This window comes from Collinsella sp. HCP28S3_E9 (assembly GCF_052065455.1).
Lineage (GTDB): Bacteria > Actinomycetota > Coriobacteriia > Coriobacteriales > Coriobacteriaceae > Collinsella.
Genome location: NZ_JBQHTZ010000005.1, coordinates 57716 through 74254, shown reverse-complemented (window position 1 = coordinate 74254; position 16539 = coordinate 57716). Strand labels below are relative to the sequence as shown.

At 60.6% G+C, this 16539-nt stretch carries 16 protein-coding genes, 1 other RNA gene and 1 pseudogene; 7 read left to right on the top strand and 11 right to left on the bottom strand.

Features of this window, described 5'->3' with window-relative positions; translation table 11 throughout:
- Window positions 1-85: 85 nt before the first annotated feature.
- The 3 genes from modA to ACTNA2_RS03770 form a co-directional block, all read right to left on the bottom strand.
- Window positions 86-958 carry a molybdate ABC transporter substrate-binding protein gene (modA, locus tag ACTNA2_RS03780; RefSeq protein ID WP_441048634.1) on the bottom strand — a complete coding sequence of 291 codons (873 nt, stop codon included), beginning with the start codon at window positions 956-958 and terminating at the stop codon, window positions 86-88.
- 205 nt (window positions 959-1163) lie between these two features.
- Window positions 1164-1643, bottom strand: coding sequence for a MogA/MoaB family molybdenum cofactor biosynthesis protein (locus tag ACTNA2_RS03775; protein ID WP_427794485.1), 480 nt, complete (start codon window positions 1641-1643; stop codon window positions 1164-1166).
- Window positions 1644-1653: 10 nt separating this feature from the next.
- The gene (locus ACTNA2_RS03770) at window positions 1654-2916 is read right to left on the bottom strand and encodes a molybdopterin molybdotransferase MoeA (protein ID WP_441048633.1); all 1263 of its coding nucleotides are present in this window, start codon (window positions 2914-2916) and stop codon (window positions 1654-1656) included.
- Between the two features lie 210 nt (window positions 2917-3126).
- On the opposite strand from ACTNA2_RS03770, the gene ACTNA2_RS03765 reads away from it, so the two are divergent.
- Together ACTNA2_RS03765 and ACTNA2_RS03760 are read left to right on the top strand one after the other, a co-directional pair.
- Window positions 3127-4548, top strand: a complete 1422-nt coding sequence (locus tag ACTNA2_RS03765; protein ID WP_441048632.1) for a chloride channel protein — start codon at window positions 3127-3129, stop codon at window positions 4546-4548.
- A gap of 87 nt (window positions 4549-4635) precedes the next feature.
- The gene (locus tag ACTNA2_RS03760) at window positions 4636-5673 is read left to right on the top strand and encodes a diacylglycerol/lipid kinase family protein (RefSeq protein WP_441048631.1); all 1038 of its coding nucleotides are present in this window, start codon (window positions 4636-4638) and stop codon (window positions 5671-5673) included.
- Here ACTNA2_RS03760 and ACTNA2_RS03755 read toward each other — a convergent pair.
- The 4 genes from ACTNA2_RS03755 to ACTNA2_RS03740 form a co-directional block, all read right to left on the bottom strand.
- Entirely contained in the window at window positions 5633-6013 is a 381-nt protein-coding gene (locus tag ACTNA2_RS03755; RefSeq protein ID WP_441048630.1) for a peptide chain release factor-like protein, read from the bottom strand. The two genes, ACTNA2_RS03760 and ACTNA2_RS03755, sit on opposite strands and share 41 nt — an antisense overlap.
- A gap of 83 nt (window positions 6014-6096) precedes the next feature.
- Window positions 6097-6675: a xanthine phosphoribosyltransferase gene (locus ACTNA2_RS03750; RefSeq protein WP_427727567.1), complete on the bottom strand. Its 579-nt coding sequence runs from the start codon at window positions 6673-6675 to the stop codon at window positions 6097-6099.
- Window positions 6676-6689: 14 nt separating this feature from the next.
- Window positions 6690-7022, bottom strand: a complete 333-nt coding sequence (locus ACTNA2_RS03745) for a hypothetical protein (RefSeq protein ID WP_441048629.1) — start codon at window positions 7020-7022, stop codon at window positions 6690-6692.
- A gap of 141 nt (window positions 7023-7163) precedes the next feature.
- Entirely contained in the window at window positions 7164-8447 is a 1284-nt protein-coding gene (locus ACTNA2_RS03740) for an O-acetylhomoserine aminocarboxypropyltransferase/cysteine synthase family protein (protein WP_441048628.1), read from the bottom strand.
- A gap of 230 nt (window positions 8448-8677) precedes the next feature.
- Between ACTNA2_RS03740 and ACTNA2_RS03735 the strand changes: the two genes are divergently transcribed.
- Window positions 8678-9124 carry a C-GCAxxG-C-C family protein gene (locus ACTNA2_RS03735; protein ID WP_154515321.1) on the top strand — a complete coding sequence of 149 codons (447 nt, stop codon included), beginning with the start codon at window positions 8678-8680 and terminating at the stop codon, window positions 9122-9124.
- A gap of 67 nt (window positions 9125-9191) precedes the next feature.
- On the opposite strand, the gene ACTNA2_RS03730 is transcribed toward ACTNA2_RS03735, so the two are convergent.
- The 3 genes from ACTNA2_RS03730 to rpsA form a co-directional block, all read right to left on the bottom strand.
- On the bottom strand, window positions 9192-9830 hold the full coding sequence (locus ACTNA2_RS03730; RefSeq protein ID WP_195838524.1) for a YigZ family protein: 639 nt from the start codon (window positions 9828-9830) through the stop codon (window positions 9192-9194).
- A 310-nt stretch (window positions 9831-10140) separates the two neighbouring features.
- Window positions 10141-10502: RNase P RNA component class A (gene rnpB / locus ACTNA2_RS03725), an RNA gene on the bottom strand.
- Window positions 10503-10845: 343 nt separating this feature from the next.
- On the bottom strand, window positions 10846-12012 hold the full coding sequence (rpsA, locus tag ACTNA2_RS03720) for a 30S ribosomal protein S1 (RefSeq protein ID WP_154515317.1): 1167 nt from the start codon (window positions 12010-12012) through the stop codon (window positions 10846-10848).
- A 313-nt stretch (window positions 12013-12325) separates the two neighbouring features.
- Between rpsA and ACTNA2_RS03715 the strand changes: the two genes are divergently transcribed.
- Window positions 12326-13084 (top strand): HAD family hydrolase, encoded by a 759-nt coding sequence (locus tag ACTNA2_RS03715; protein WP_441048627.1) that lies wholly within the window; start codon window positions 12326-12328, stop codon window positions 13082-13084.
- An 87-nt stretch (window positions 13085-13171) separates the two neighbouring features.
- Here ACTNA2_RS03715 and ACTNA2_RS03710 read toward each other — a convergent pair whose 3' ends face one another.
- On the bottom strand, window positions 13172-13561 hold the full coding sequence (locus tag ACTNA2_RS03710; protein ID WP_441048626.1) for a hypothetical protein: 390 nt from the start codon (window positions 13559-13561) through the stop codon (window positions 13172-13174).
- Window positions 13562-13859: 298 nt separating this feature from the next.
- On the opposite strand from ACTNA2_RS03710, the pseudogene trpS reads away from it, so the two are divergent.
- The 3 genes and pseudogenes from trpS (at window position 13860) to ACTNA2_RS03695 (ending at window position 16455) form a co-directional block, all read left to right on the top strand.
- Window positions 13860-14898 (top strand): annotated as a pseudogene (gene trpS / locus ACTNA2_RS03705) (tryptophan--tRNA ligase).
- A 136-nt stretch (window positions 14899-15034) separates the two neighbouring features.
- On the top strand, window positions 15035-15898 hold the full coding sequence (locus ACTNA2_RS03700; RefSeq protein WP_233540280.1) for an HAD-IIB family hydrolase: 864 nt from the start codon (window positions 15035-15037) through the stop codon (window positions 15896-15898).
- A gap of 194 nt (window positions 15899-16092) precedes the next feature.
- Complete coding sequence (locus ACTNA2_RS03695; RefSeq protein ID WP_199407147.1) at window positions 16093-16455, top strand: MGMT family protein; 363 nt, start codon at window positions 16093-16095, stop codon at window positions 16453-16455.
- Window positions 16456-16539: the final 84 nt, after the last annotated feature.

Here is a 16539-nt window from a genome sequence, read left to right as displayed (position 1 = left end):
CGCGGACACGCCGGTTCAATCAAAAGGGCGGGCGATCGCGAGAACGCCCGCCCTCAAGCATATCGTTATGCAGCGATGTTGCGAACTACGCGGAAAGCTCAAAGCCGTACTTAGCCCAAATCTTCTGGGCTTTCTTGTTGGTCAGGCAGAAGTCGATGAACGCCTTGGCCTCGTCGGCGTGCTCGGAGCTATCGGCGACAGCGCCGGGATACACGATGGGCTTGTGCGAGTCCTCGGGGCACACGAAGGTCTCCTCGATGCCGTCGTAGCGGAAGATATCGGAGCTGTAGACAAAACCGGCCACGCAGTCGCCCGTAGAGACGTAAGACGCAGCGGTGCCGACCTTGTCGGCCAGAGCCACCTTGTCGGCGAGATCGGGTGTATACTCGCCGTCGTCGCCCTCGGTGCCGGTGTAGAGGCCCACGGAGGCCAGGGCCTGGTTGGCGTACTTGCCGGCGGGAACGGTCTTGGCGTCGCCGATGGCAATCTTGCCGTCCAGGTTCGCGACGTCGGCGATGGCCTCGACCCTGGTGTCGGAGCCCTCGGCGCGAATGATCACGAGGTCATTGACGAACATGTCCTCACGCGTGTCGGCGTCGACGAGCTCGGCAGCCTCGGCGTCGTCCATGGTGCCCTTGGAAGCGGTGATGAGCACGTCGACCGCGGCACCGGCGCGCATCTGCTCGACAAGGTCGCCGGAAGCCTTAAACTGCGTGTCGGCAAACGTGGTGCCGGTCTGGTCGGTATAGAGCTTCTGAACCTCGGGCAGGGCCTTCTCGAGCGAGTTGGCAGCAAAGACCTGCAGCTCGACAGCCTTCTTGGACGAAATCTTGGCGGAGCCGGCATCGGAGCCAGTCGGCCCAGACGTCTTGTTGCCGGAACAGCCGGCAAGCCCAAGGCCGGCAGCGGCGACAGCGGAAAGTGAAACGAACCCGCGACGAGAAACCGTATCGAACATGTTCAACCCTTTCGAACGCTACGCCCGGGCACCCCGCCGCAAGCTTTATTCTGTTACTAGATTATACTTTTGCGCGAATAGTGTTTGTGATAAATATTTCTCGTCTAATAACTTTCTTTTACCGATAACCACGAGACGGCCCGCACTGTCGCTGCATAAAAAAGGCGGAGCAGCCCGTAAGGTCACTCCGCCGCAGGTAATGCGCTTATTTGGCGTGCCCGCCGCCCGCCGTCATTTGAGCTGCGTGCTCCAGCTGGTCGCTCACAGCCTCCCAGCTTTCGCGGGCCGCTTTCGTTGATCCCGGAAAGTTGATGACAAGCGTATGCCCACGCTGCATGCACACGGCGCGCGAAAGCATAGCGCGGCGCGTCTTGGTCATAGAGTACGCACGGATTGCCTCTGCAATACCCGGTACATCGCGGTCGCAGACGGCACGCGTCGCCTCGGGCGTCACGTCGCGCATCGAAAGGCCCGTGCCGCCGCAGGTGAGCACGACATTGGCGTGGCACTCATCGGCCGCTTCCACAATGGCATCACCGATCTCGCTGACGTCGTCGCGCACGACCACATGTGAGGCGACCGTCCAGCCCTGCGCCGCGATGAGTTCCTCGAGCGCAGCACCCGCCTCGTCCTGGGCAAGATCGCGCGTATCCGAGCACGTCACAATCGATATCTTCAGCTCCATAGCATTCCTCCTATAGCACCGTGCCCTCAGGCAAGTCGACACGCACGACATCCACGACGTCGCCCGCCTTGAGGTCACACGGGCCTTCGTCAATACGCAGCAGGCAGTTGGCCCGCTGCATCGTGCCGAGCAGCGCCGAATTCTGCGTCTTGGCCTCGGTCACCAACAGCTCACCGGTCTCGGGGTCGCGCAAAACCGTGGCACGATCGAAGAAGCGGCGATGCTGTCGCTTCTTCACGCCGTGTGTGAGCTTCGCCTGCTGCACGGGACGCAGGCCCTCGGCAAAGCCGCGCATCTTGCGGATCGCCGGGCGGGCGAGCATCTCAAAGCCCACATACGCCGCCGCGGGATTGCCCGAAAGTCCCAAATATGGCTTGCCCCCCAGCAGGCCAAACGTGATGGCCTTGCCGGGACGCATCGAGATGCGGTCGAACAGCACCTCGCCCTCGCGCCGAACGAGCGCCGTCACATAGTCGTAATCACCCGCAGAGGCGCCACCACTCGTAATGACAAAATCGCACTCCTGCGCGGCGCGATGCACCAACTCGGCAATCGCCTGCTCATCATCGGGCGCAATGCCGTAGAACACGGGCTCGGCTCCTGCATCGAGCGCCTCGGCCATCAACGCCGACGAGTTGGAGTCGCGAATCTGCCCGCGCGCCGGCACGTTACTCGGTGCGACCAGTTCCGTCCCCAGCGAGATAATGCCCACGCGCGGCGTGGCATGCACCTTCACGCTCGCATACCCGGCGCTCGCCAGCAAGCCGGCGCCCGCCGGAGCCACAACCTCTCCAGCGTACATCACGACGTCGCCAGTATGCGCTTCCTCAGCAGCCGATCGAACGTTCTCCCCCACCTTGGCCGGCGCCGAGAATCTCACACGCGAACCCTCGTTGCCGTCACCGTCGAGCACATCGACGATCTCGTACTTCACCACGGCATCGGCACCTTCGGGTACCGGCGCGCCCGTCATGATACGAACCGTGTCGCCCGCGCCGATTGCGCCCTCAAAGACATGGCCCGCCGCCTCGTGCCCCACGACAGAAAGCGTCACGGGCGCCTCGCCAGATGCCTGCACCAAGTCCGCCGAGCGCACGGCATATCCGTCCATAGCGCTGTTGGCAAACGGCGAAATGTCGATATCGGCCACCGCGTCCTCGGCCAAGGGAAGACCGGCGGCCTGCCACACGGGAATCTCGACGAGATCGGTCGGAGCAACGTGCGACAGAACAATCGACTGCGCGTCCTCCAGCGGAATGAGTTTCTCTGCCATATGCACCTCTTAATGCCACAGCGCACAACGGGGGCGCCAATTCTTTATGCTTGTCTCAGTATAATCCCCTGCCGCACGACGGCGAAACGACCCACGTTCTCGAATACATCTGTCGGCCGCAAGCCGCGAAACAGAACCGAAACCAACCTGCCGGTTTGTCACGTTTGGCACGTTCTATAATGCTCGTGTTGCAACCTAAAAGAGGAACGTATGGCTTTTACCGACAAACCCGAAAGCGCAAACGAGGCGCAGGATCATTCCCAGCCGCTCGACGACGGCGGCTTTTTCTCCCTGAACGACGTCATCATGGCAGGCAGGCAACAGCTCACCCGCTCCGAGCATCTCTTGGCTGCCGACACGCGCCGCAATGCCCACAACCTACTCGCGAGCGCTAAGTTGCTCGTACTCGTCGTCATCGTCTCGCTCGCTATGGGCGTTGCCGCTTGGGCGTTTTTGGCCTCGTTGAATATCGCGACCGACTATCGCGAGCACCATACGTGGATTTACGCGCTGCTTCCCGTTGTGGGCGTTGCCACCGCATGGGCGTACAAAAACCACGGTCTTGCCGCCAAACGCGGTAACAACCTGGTCATCGACTCCGCTCTGGGCACACGCCTCATCCATAAGCGCATGGCCGTCCTCACCTTCGTCTGCTCCACGCTCACGCACCTAACGGGCGGATCGGCCGGTCGCGAGGGAGCCGCGGTGCAGATTGGCGGCACCATCGCCAGCAACATCTCAAGCCTCGCCCACCTCAAAAAGCATGACCACCACGACCTCATGCTCGCCGGCATCTCGTCGGCCTTTGGCGCCGTATTCGGCTCTCCCCTTGCCGGAGCTTTCTTTGGCATGGAGATGTGCTTTATCGGCAAGATCGACTACACCGCAGGGATCTACTGCCTGGTCGCCTCGTTTACCGGCTACTTTACATCACTCGCCCTGGGTACCGAGTACGAAGCGAATGCCATCGCCAGCGTTCCCGCCATGACGCCCAAAACGGTCGTTATCGTTGTTATCAGCGCCATTATCTTCGGTCTGACGGCACGCCTCTTTGCCTGGTCGGTTCGAACCGTCAAGAGCCTGTACGGTCGCTTTATCACCAATTACCTCGTTCGCGCACTTATAGGCGCACTCGTGGTTTTGGCTGTCTATGCCCTCCTCGACGCCTGGGACTACGCCGGCCTTTCCACGTGGCTTTCGGGCGCCGGGTTTGCCGGCAACACCACCCTCGCCGACGCCGTCATCAAGCTCGTCGTAACGGCACTCACCCTGGGTGCCGGTTTCCAAGGCGGCGAGGTCACGCCCCTGTTTGGCATCGGTGCGGCACTCGGTGGCTGGATCGGTTGCCTTACCGGGCTCGACCCCAGTTTTCTGGCGGCTCTCGGCATGCTCGGCGTGTTCTGTGCCGGCCTTAACGTGCCCATCACCACCTGCATGATGGCCATCGACCTGTTCCACGGCACGGCCGCCGGGTTCTTTGTCATCGTGGCCTTTATCAGCTATCTCGCCGGCGGACACCGCGGCGTGTACCCTGCCCAGCGCATCATCTCACCCAAGCGCCGTTCGCTTATAGTGGATGAGGGCGGTACGGTAGCGGATGCTATCGAGCGCCACAACGACCTGATAGAGTAGACGTAAGTATTCGCCGTGCAGCCACAATCGGGGGGCAATTCGACCCGAGCGCGACCGCACCGTCACGCCATACGCCGGGAGTCGCCCATGCACGCAACTGATTTTGGTCGCACGCTCATCATCGCCAACCCAGCCGCCCAATCGGGTGCGGCGCGCGAAGTTGCCGAGCGCCTGCAACGCTTTTTGGACATGACTGCACGCGCATCCCAGTTTGACCTGGTATTGACCGAGCGTATGGGGCACGCCAAGGAGCTGGCCGCACAGGCTCAGGGCTATCGCACCGTTATCGCCCTTGGCGGCGACGGCGTGATCCACGAGGTCGTCAACGGGCTTATGGCACAAAAGGAGGACCCCCGCCCCGCTCTTGCCATCCTAGCCGTGGGTTCCGGCAACGATTTTGCCCAAACGCTCGGTATAGAAAATTTCTCCGGCAAGGATTTTGGCGCGCTGCTCACCTGCGAGCTGCAGCGTCAGGACATCGGTCGCATTCGCTCATGGAACCCCGCAAGCGGTAGCGGCGAGGCTACCGTTGAGTACTACGACCAGACGCTCTCCGTCGGTATTGACGCCGCCATCGGCCTGGGCACCACCGAGCTGCGCAAAAAGACGGGCCTCACCGGCGCTCCGCTCTACACCCTCTCGGGACTTGAACAGTTTGGCCTGCGCTATCGCAACTACCCCATGTCAGTCAGCTTTGACGGCGCGCCCGCCGAGCGCGTGAGGGCGATCATCATGGCGATTCAGCTGGGCCCCACCTATGGCTCGGGCTATCGTATCTGTCCCGACGCCGACCCGTGCGACGGCATGCTCGACGTTTGCTACGCCTGCGGCCCCGTTCCGCGCGCGGTCGCGCTTCCCATGTTCCTTTCGGCCAAGGACGGCCACCATACCAAGTTGCCGCCGGTTTGCATGCGCCGCTGCCGCCATGCCGAGCTTACCTTTGAGGAGCCCGACTACCCCATCCAGGCCGACGGCGAACCTGTTATCGCCTCGCGCATCGAAGTCGACATCCTACCCGGCGCCCTCCAAGTCTGGCGTCCAACCCGCAAAACAGCCCCTATTTCACCGCAACTTATCGAGAACATCACCCCTCCCCGCCCGGCTTGCGGCGGTTGGCCTTTTTAATGGCGTTGAAGTGCTTATCATTAAGTCTGCGCTGGCGAGAGCGCTGAGGCACTTTGGTCTTTACGCGTCGACGCGGTGGATGCCCGCGACGCTCAAGCTCAGCGCGTAGCTTACGCAAACAGCAGCTACGATTTTGGAACTGACTGCGACTCTCGCGCGCCGTCACGGTAATCCCCGTAGGGATATGTTTCATGCGCACCGCCGAGTCCGTCGTGTTCACGCCTTGCCCACCCGGACCCGTCGCGAGAAACACCTGCATCTCGCAATCGCGCGCCAGCTCCTCGACCGACATCTCGGCATAGCGCGCATACTCACGCCATCCCATCTTGTTCTCATCCATATCAACACCTCCCCTCATACAAAAAATGTGACAAAGGGACAGTCCCTTTGTCACATCGCATACCAATCGCTTGTGTTGCGCGCTTAGGCGAAGGTGATCTCGCCGTTCTCACAGTCCATATCGGCGATACGGGCCAGGCTCTCAACACGGAAGCCGCGCTCGCGGAGCTTATCGCCACCGCCCTGGAAGCCCTTCTCCACCGCAATGCCAATGCCGGACACCTCGGCACCCGCAGCCTCGCAGATCTTGATAAGACCCTCGAGCGCGCATCCGTTGGCCAGGAAGTCGTCGATAATCAGGACCTTGTCGCCCTCGGACAGGAAGCGCTTGCCAACGATGACCGGATACTCCTTCTGCTTGGTAAAGGAGTAGATGGTCGTGGCATACTGCTCGCCGTCGAGGTTGATGGACTGCGCCTTCTTGGCAAAGACCACCGGCACGCCGCCAAAATGCTGGGCTGCGATGCAGGCCATGCCAATGCCCGAAGCCTCGATCGTAAGGATCTTGTTAATCTCGACATCCTCGAACAGACGGGCCCACTCGGCGCCCATGTGGTCAAACAGCTCAACGTCGCACTGGTGGTTGAGGAAAGCATCAACCTTAAGGACATTACCGGCCTTTACGATGCCGTCATGGCGAATACGGTCCTCAAGCTCCTGCATGGCGCAACCCCTTCTCACGGCAACGATACCGCGCGATTAATAAACGTTGTTCGATAGTCTACCACGGACCGACCCCCGCCCGCCCCACAAGCCGCATCGCACCACAAAGCCGCATCGCACCGCAAAGCCGCAAGCAGATAAACCGAGCTTACCAGCTGAATGCGATCGAGGCCCACGCCCAGCTCCTTTTGCATCACGGGCAGCGCCACGGTCACGACGGCCGAATCCAGACACACCATAAACGTCATGATGAGCACCGTAAACAGAATCGCCCATTTGTTCTTGCCATGGGTGTCTCCCTCAAGAGCGATGTGTTCGCGGCGCAGCTGCTCTGCGGTTTTCTCCATATCCATCCTTTCGAGTGGAGCAACACAAAAACGGGGCCCCAATCGCCTGCAAACAGTCGCGATTGGGGCCCCGCCTACGGTATCGGAGCTAAAGGTCGCCGAAGCTTTCTGCCGGCATCGGCGCCTTGCACGAACGCTAGCCTAGCACTGCTCGAGCGCCTGCTCAAGATCGGCAATCAGATCGGCCGTGTCCTCGAGGCCGCACGACAGGCGCACCATGTCGGCAGAGATGCCACAGGCGATAAGCTCCTCATCGTTCATCTGGCGGTGCGTGGCGTTAGCGGGATGCAGGCAGCAAGTGCGGGCGTCGGCCACATGCGTGGCGATCTGAGCGAGCTTGAGGCTCTTCATAAAGGTCTCGGCCGCCGCGCGACCACCGTTAAAGCCAAAGCTTACAACGCCGCAGGTGCCGTTGGGCATGTACTTTTGAGCCAGGTCATAGTACTTATCGCCCTCCAGACCCGGATAGCTCACGAAGCGCACCTTGGGATGGCTCTGCAGGAACTTGGCAACAGCCAGGCCGTTCTCGCAATGACGCGGCATGCGCACATGCAGGCTCTCGAGCGAGCTGTTCAGGAAAAACGCCGCCTGCGGGTTCTGCATGGGGCCGAGGTCGCGCATGAGCTGAGCGGTTGCCTTGGTAATGAAGGCGCCCTCGCGACCGAACTTCTCGGCATAGGTCACGCCGTGGTAGCTCTCATCGGGCGTGGTGAGACCCGGGAACTTGTCCGCATGGGCCATCCAGTCAAACTGGCCGTGGTCGACGATCACGCCGCCCAGGCAGGCCCCATGGCCATCCATGTACTTGGTGGTGGAGTGCGTAACGATATCGGCCCCCCACTCAAAGGGACGGCACATCACGGGCGTCGGGAAGGTGTTGTCGACCATCAGCGGCACGCCGTGGTCATGCGCGGCCTTGGCAAAGCGCTCTATATCGAGCACGGCAAGGGCGGGGTTGGCGATCGTCTCGCCAAAGACGAGCTTGGTATTGGGCTCAAAGGCTGCCTCGAGCTCCCCATCGGTGCAATCGGGGGCAACGAACGTGCAGGTAACGCCCATACGACCCATGGTATGGGCAAGCAGGTTGTAGGTACCGCCGTAGATGGCCGAGCTTGCGACCACATGATCGCCGGCGCCGGCCACGTTAAAGATCGCGAGGAAGTTCGCAGCCATGCCCGAGCTCGTGAGCATCGCAGCGGTGCCGCCCTCCATCTCGCAGATCTTGGCGGCAACCAGATCGCACGTAGGGTTCTGCAGACGGCTGTAGAAATAGCCAGACTCCTCCAGGTCAAACAGCTTGCCCATGTGCTCGGACGTGTCATACTTCCACGTGGTGGACTGGTAGATGGGCACCTGGCGCGGCTCCGCGTCTCCCGGGTGATAGCCGCCCTGAACACATGTCGTACCGATGGTCTGCTCGCTCATATCTAGCTCCCTTGCCTGGGTTACATTTTTATCCGGTTCACGATACCGCTACCCCGCACCCCTCTCAACCCATCCCCAAGGTAGGTTATGAGACAAATCTACCGGGGGCATTTATCGCAGATCTTGGCATTTATTCGATAGATAAAAATGAGGCATACATGAGGCTTTCGATGAACAAATGCATCGGCAAGGGTACTATAGGCGAGTACACCGTTACCGAGGAGACAACGATGAAGCAAATCGATACTGCCCAGCTCGACATCACCGCCTGTCAGGCTCAGGCTGCCGAATACCACGCCCGTGGCTTTAACTGCGCACAGGCCGTCGCCTGCACGCTCGCACCCGCCGTCGGGCTCGACCCCCAGACCGCCTTTATCCTCACCGAGGGCTTTGGCGCCGGCATGGGCGGCATGACCGAGACCTGCGGCGCCATCTCGGGCGCCGTGGCCATCATGGGCTTTGTAATGAGCGACGGCATGGATAACCCCAAGACCAAGGGCCAGACTTACAAGCTGTCGCGCGAAATCGCCAAGCGTTTTAAAACGAAAAACACGACGACCGTCTGCGGCACGCTCAAGGGCATCGGATCGGACAATGGTCCGCTCCGCAGCTGCCCCGGCTGCATCGACGACGCCATCGAGATCGCCTGCGATGTGCTAAAGCAGCTCGCCGAGTAAACAGCGGCAACAGAAAACGACGGCCGGCGTGCTTGGGATTCATCCAAAAGCACGCCGGCCGTCGCCGTTAGAACTCGGCAAATTTGGGAGCGCCGACCTCAATCTCCTCGCGCCCCGCCATAAGCTCGCGCATCTTAGCGCAAAACGGCTCCTGCTCCCCCGCCTTAAACACCAAATGAATCGTCACGGCATCCGCGTAATCGGTATCCGAAACCTTGGCACCCGAATCCTGCGCCAAACGAAGCACCTGCTCATACTGCGGATAGGCCACGTGCACGTCAACAGGCACGACGCTCGTCATCTCAACGACCTGCCCTGCCTCCTGAGCAGCTGCCACCGCCGCCTGCGTCGCCGCGGTATAGGCGCGCACCAAGCCACCGGGCCCCAACAGCGTGCCGCCAAAATAGCGCGTCACCACGCAGCAAACATTTTTGAGCCCAGCGCCGCGCAACACCTCGAGCGTCGGCATGCCGCTCGTGCGGCTCGGCTCACCGTCATCACTCTGACGCTCGCGTCCATCGACCAAAATCCACGCGGGAACATTGTGTCGAGCGTCGTAATGACGCTTGCGAACCATCTCGATGAAGGCATTCGCCTCATCCTCGGATTCAATATGGACCAGCTGGGCAATAAACCGGCTCTTGCGATCCACAAACTCGCCAGAAGCCTCAATATTCGATCGCAGAGTAAAGTAGCTGTCCAACAAAGCCCCTCAACAAAACTAAGCGCGGCAACAAACAGCCTCAATAATACGGCAAAGACAGCACCGTTGTCCTCGCCAACAAGAGCGAAAACGCCAATGATGCCGTCACCAACAGCGAGAACCCGTCAGCGCGAGCAAGGTGCCTTGAAAGACGAGATTGCAACAGAAATGAGGCTGCCGATGGCCAGGCAAAAACAGCGAGACGGCGTCAGCTGAGTCGATTTGGCCCGAAAGAGGAGGGAGCACGCCTTATGGCGGCGACCGACGAATGAGCGCCAAATCGGCCAGCTGACGCCGTCGCAGCGTCAACAAAGTGCCGAGTGGGCCTATAAGCCGGGTTCTGTCGTGAACGGTCATTTATCTTGTCTGCACGTTACCGTGCAGCTCCACGCACGCTACCCGAACGCGGACCGGGCCGGCCCATAGCGTTCCTATTCGCGCTTGCTCCGGATGGGGCTTGCCAAGCCGCCGTGTTGCCACGACGCTGGTGGTCTCTTACACCACCGTTTCAGCTTTTCCCTTTACGCCTTGCGGCGCAGGTGGGAGTCTTCTTTTCTGCGGCGCTTTCCGTCGGATCACTCCGCCCGGCCGTTAGCCGGCATCCCGCCCTCTGGAGCCCGGACTTTCCTCACGCGTGCCGCAAGCAGCACATCGCGCGACCGTCTGGCCCACTCAGCAGTGCAAGAGTGTAACACACCGTTGCCGCAGGCAAAGGCACAACACAAGCGTTCGACACGATATGCCAAGAACCATGCCATGCGGTACAATAGGGTCGTCGATGGGCAACGTCGCCAGTCGAGACGCGACCGCGCTCCGCACCCCTCCGTCTACTCGGTGCGTTCCCGCCTCCTCCCCGAGGCGGGATGTCGGCATTTTCATGCACCGACAACCCAATAGCCCCCGTGAACAGCCCGGACAGCGTTGCGCACGAGTAGCATTGCGCACCTCACCGGCAAACGCAAAAAGGGACCCGTCCATTGCGGACGGATCCCTTAAAGCAAGTGATCGTCAAACCGATTTACTCGGCGTCGGTCTCCTCGTCCTTCTTCTCGGAAGGCAGCGGGGTAACCTCGATCTCGACGCCCAGAGTCTCAGCAGCGGACTTCATAGACAGGGAGATACGACGACGGTCGAGGTCGATCTCCATGACCTTGACCTGAACCTTGTCGCCCACGTGGGTGACCTGAGAAGGCTGGTCGACGTGCTTGTTGGCCATCTCGGAGATATGCACCAGGCCCTCGATGCCCTCGCCCAGATCGACGAAAGCGCCAAACGGGACAAGCTTGGTCACAGTGCCCTCGACGATAGCGCCGACGGGGTACTTCTTGACCAGTGCGCGCCACGGATCCTCGGTGGTCTGCTTGAGACCCAGGGAGATGCGCTCGCGGTTGAGATCGACGTCGAGAACCTCGACCTCGACCTCCTGGCCGACCTTGACAACCTCGGAAGGATGGTTGACGTGGTTCCAGGAGAGCTCGGAGATGTGGATGAGACCGTCGATACCGCCGAGGTCGACGAAGGCGCCGAAGTCGACGATGGAGGAAACGGTGCCCTGGAGACGCATGCCAGACTTGAGCTTGGACAGGATCTCGGAACGCTCGGCCTTACGGGACTCCTCAAGCACGACGCGACGGGAGAGAACGACGTTGTTGCGGTTGCGGTCCATCTCGATGACGCGGGCCTCGATGCGGGTGCCCATGTAGGAGGTGAGGTCCTTGACGCGACGGAGGTCGACGAGGGAAGCGGGCAGGAAGCCACGCAGGCCGATGTCGAGGATCAGGCCGCCCTTGACAACCTCGATAACCTCGCCCTCGACGTTCTCGCCGGAGTTGAACTTCTCCTCGATGCGGTTCCAAGCACGCTCGTACTCGGCACGCTTCTTGGAAAGGACCAGACGACCGTCCTTGTCCTCCTTCTGGAGAACCAGGGCCTCGATGGAATCACCGAGTGCAACGATGTCTGCAGGGTTAGCGTCCTTGCGGATGGACAGCTCGCGGACCGGGATAACGCCCTCGGACTTGAATCCGATGTCAACGAGCACCTCGTCATGCTCGATCTTAACGACAGTACCGTTAACGAGATCGCCCTCATCAAAGTCGGTAATCGTACCGTCGATGAGGTTGTTCATCTCCTCCTCGTTGACATCGTCAAGAGAGAAAATGGACGAGTTCTGAATCTCACTCAAAGGTGGACCCCTTTCGAACTACGGGGCCCCGATTGCTAGGACCTACAGAAGGGTGCGACAAGCACACAACGTTTAGGAACACTCGGGAGCCGACAGATACTAATGTGACGCTTATGCAATCACGTTCGTATAGGTTACGTGGAAATCACTTCGATTTCAAGCGTGAACTGCGATTTTTTACTCGTATGGAGACTTTTTCGCAATCTTGTGAACGACCGTCTCCATAAGTTGACGATAAGCAGTTGAGTATACGGCTTTGGGGTAAAGTATCCGGAGCCAACGTTCTAAACGATTTTTCGAGAAAGGTGCCCGCGTGCTCAAAGCAGTCGTTTTCGATATGGACGAGACGCTTCTTAGCATCAATCTCAACGCGTTTATCCTTCGCTATTTTAAGGATGTCTCGTCAATGCTCGCGGATATCGGACGATGCAGCCGCGGTGGCACGATGGCACGCCTCGGCACTATCCTGGTCGACCTCAACGCCAATCGCCGAAGCGGCACGGACAATCGCACCAATCTTGAGTTTTACCGCACCGAGGTCGAGCGCAGGTGCGGCATCTGCCTCTCGGACCCACTCATCAATGAGGCTTTTACCTACTATGAACGCGAAGTTCTCCCGTACAAGAATGACGATGCCATCAATGCCCACGCCATGCCGGGTGCACACGCCGCACTCCAGGCTGTACGGGACGCAGGACTGCGTTGCGCACTCTTTACCAACCCCAGCTTTCCCCAGGGGGCCATCGAATGCCGCATGGGTTGGGGTGACCTGGCCGACGCCCCCTTTGAGCTCGTGACGCACATGGGAAACGCCACCCGTTGCAAGCCCGATGCCACCTATTACCTGGAGCAGCTGCAGGCCATGGGGCTCGAACCGCACGAGGTCCTTATGGTGGGCAACGACCCCAAGCGCGACTTCCCCAGCCCCGCCTGCGGTATTCAAACTGCCTATGTTGGCCAGGGAAAACCCAGTCGAGCCACCTGGCGCGGAACCATGGAAGACTTCGCCCGCGACTTTAACGCCGTAATCGATGCCTTCTACGAGCACCAAGTAGCCAACGAACTAAGCTAGTCCCCAAATCAGGAATGGGGCGCACGTTTGCCCCACGCTTCGTTACGTGGGCAACGGCTTGAGGGCAAGATGCGATGCCCCAGTGTCCTAGGCCGTGATCATTTTGACGCGTTCGCCGATCTTGGAGTCGCGCCTGTCGGAAATAACAGTAAAGCCCTCCAGGTCGCACACCTTTACATTTGAAAACACGTGGAACTTGGAGCTATCGGCGAGTACGCAACTCGCTTGGGAATTCTGCATCACGATACGTTTTTTGATAGCCTCGGGATAACCTGGCGTCATGATGCCGCGGTCCTCGTCCACCGCATTGACACCTATAAACGCCCGGTCAAAGTACAGCTCGCGCAGCGCGCTCTCAACCATAGGACCGGTGAGCGAGCAGGTAACGGGGTTGAAGTCGCCGCCAATTACCACCACCTTAGCAGCAAGCTCGCCCGTAAACCGACATGCATAGCCGTTGGTGGTGTAGATAGTCACCGGCTTGTCGACGAGCAGGCTCAGGAGCGCCGTCGCGGTGGTACCGGAGTCGACAGCGAGATGAGACCGTCACGCCCGAAGACCCCGCTTTCGCCGCCGAGGAGCGCGCGGCGCACGCGGCCCATGAGGAGCGGCTCGAGCATATCGAGGGGCTCCTTCCCAAGAAGGGAAACGACCCTGCGGGACGACACGGCGAAAACCATCGTTGATTCCGGCAAGAGACGCCGTTTCTCTGGTAGCTTCATCTTCAACCAAGACCGACAATGCCGGCCAGGCACTCAACCCAAAAGGAGACAGCATGCCCAACGAGCTCAGCTATGAGGTCAGCCTCGAGCGCAGCAACCAGATCCGCGCCGACCTGCCGCAGCACCCCGAGAAGTACACCATGCTCACCGGCGACCGCCCCACCGGCCGCCTGCACCTCGGCCACTACTTCGGCACGCTCAAGAGCCGTGTCGAGCTGCAGGACATGGGCGTCCACACCAACGTGCTCATCGCCGACTACCAGGTCATCACCGACCGCGACAGCACCGACAACATCTAGGACAACGTCTACAACATGGTCATCGACTACCTGGCCTGCGGCCTGGACCCCGACAAGACGATGATCTACACGCACTCCGCCGTGCCCGCGGCAAACCAGCTCATGCTGCCGTTCTTGTCGCTCGTCTCCGAGGCCCTGCTGCAGCGCAACCCCATCGTCAAGGCCGAGATGGAGGCCAGCGGCCATGAGCTCACCGGCCTTTTGCTCACCTACCCCGTGCACCAGGCGTGCGACATCTTGTTCTGCAAGGGCAACGTGGTGCCGGTCGGGCGCGACCAGCTGCCGCACATCGAGCTCACCCGCACCATCGCACGCAAGTTCAACAACCGCTACGGCAAGGTGTTCTCCGAGGTCGACGCGCTGCTGTCCGACACGCCGCTGCTGCCCGGCCTTGACGGGCGCAAGATGAGCAAGTCCTACGGCAACGCCATCAACATCTCCATGACCGCCGAGGAGACGGCCAAGCGCATCAAGAAGAGCCAGACCGACGGCGAGCGCATGATCACGTTCGACCCCGAAGCCCGTCCCGGTGTGTCCGGCCTGCTCTCCACCGCCGCGATCTGCACCGGCCGCTCCGAGGTCGAGATCGCCGAGGAGATCGGCATGGGCGGCGCAGGCGCGCTCAAGAAGTACGTCACCGACGACGTGCGCCCCCATCCGCGCGCGCCGCGAGGAGCTCGTGCAGGATATGGACTACGTCAAGGACGTCCTGCACGAGGGCAACCGCCGCGCTAACGAGGTCGCCGAGGCCACGCTCGCCGAGGTGCGCGAGGCCATGGGCATGGTGTACTAAGCCATCCGGCTCGCGGAAACGCGCCGCGACACGCGAATGGGCCATCTTCACGTGTCCACGCCTTCGACATAGCCAAGGTCTTACGAGGTGGGCGATAATAAGCCCGCCTCGTTTTTTACGTTGTATGGGGGATTGCATGTACCGACTTGTTGCCAGCGATATGGATGAGACGTTTCTCGATGCCGACCACGCCATCCCGGCGTCCAATCTCCGAGCACTCAAACGCATGAGGGAGCTCGGTGTGCTGTTCGTCCCTTCGAGCGGGCGATGGTATTCCTCTATCATGGACAACTTCTCGGGGGAGGCCCGCGAGCTGATCGAAGACGGCTATGTGCTCTCCTATAACGGCGGCTTCATCAACCGCGTGGGAGACCCCACCCCGCTCACCACCTGCGGCCTTTCCAACGAATGCGCGAACGCGATCTATGCAAAGGGGCTCGAACTCGGACTCTGCATGCACGTCAACGTCGCCGACGGCCACGTGTTCGTGAATGACGCACCCACACGGGAGCGCGACTATCTGGAATCGATCACCGGGGTCACTCATTTTCGCGGATCTGACCATCCCGACCTCTCATTCCTTGAAGGCCGTGGCATCGTGAAGATCCTGTACGTCGACTGGGACTTCGATGAGCTGCAGGAATTGGGCCGCAAGCTCGCGCCGATGGCCGAGCGACTCGGCGTTGACATCACCTTCTCCTCCAAGCGCTACCTCGAACTCATGCCCGCAGGCGTTGACAAAGGGACGGGGCTCACGCGCCTTGCCGATATGCTGGGAATTCCGATGTCCGAGGTCATCGCCGTTGGTGATTCCGCAAACGACCTCTCCATGATCAAGGCGGCGGGACTGGGCGTCGGCGTGGCGAATGTCACCGACGACGTGCGGCCGTATTGCGATGTCGTCCTTGAAACGGCTGGGACTGAGGGTGCGTTCTCCGAACTCATCGAGCGATTCCTTGAACCCCAACGACCACATGTCACTGTGTCTTTCTATTTGTAACCCTTGATTAACTTATGGAGAGGCTGTGTGCTCGTCGGTCTACGACTTGGGTCTCAGAGAATTAGCTACAGTTAACTTAATGAAGGCACAGGCGAATTAAAGACCTTCGACACGAACGTTGCGCCTTCCCTCCCCTCGCGCAACACCTCTTTGGAAAGGCGCCCCGCGCATGTGGGGCGCCTTTCTTGACTACAATGGCGATATCGATTGAAAGTGAGGGCGGCATGGCAGACCGGGACACCGACGGATTCTTCAACCGCGTATACGACATGGTACGCCAGGTGCCCTGCGGCATGGTTGCCACATATGGTCAGATCGCCAAGCTCGTTGGTGAGCCCCGTCGAGCCCGATACGTGGGATACGCCCTGCACGTCAATCCGGAACCCGGCACCATCCCCTGTCATCGCATCGTATTCGCCGACGGACGCCTCGCGGAGGGGTTCGCCTTCGGTGGGCCCGAGGCGCAGCGCACACTGCTCGAGGACGAAGGCGTTGCCTTCCTCGCCAACGGACATGTCGACCTGCAGGCCTCTCGCTGGCCAGCGGGCCTGGTATGACAAGGGGCGCCGACAGCGCCCCTTCCCGTTTTGGATCCTTGGCAGGCAACCCAATCAAACGGTCGCCTCGAGTGCGTCCCCCGC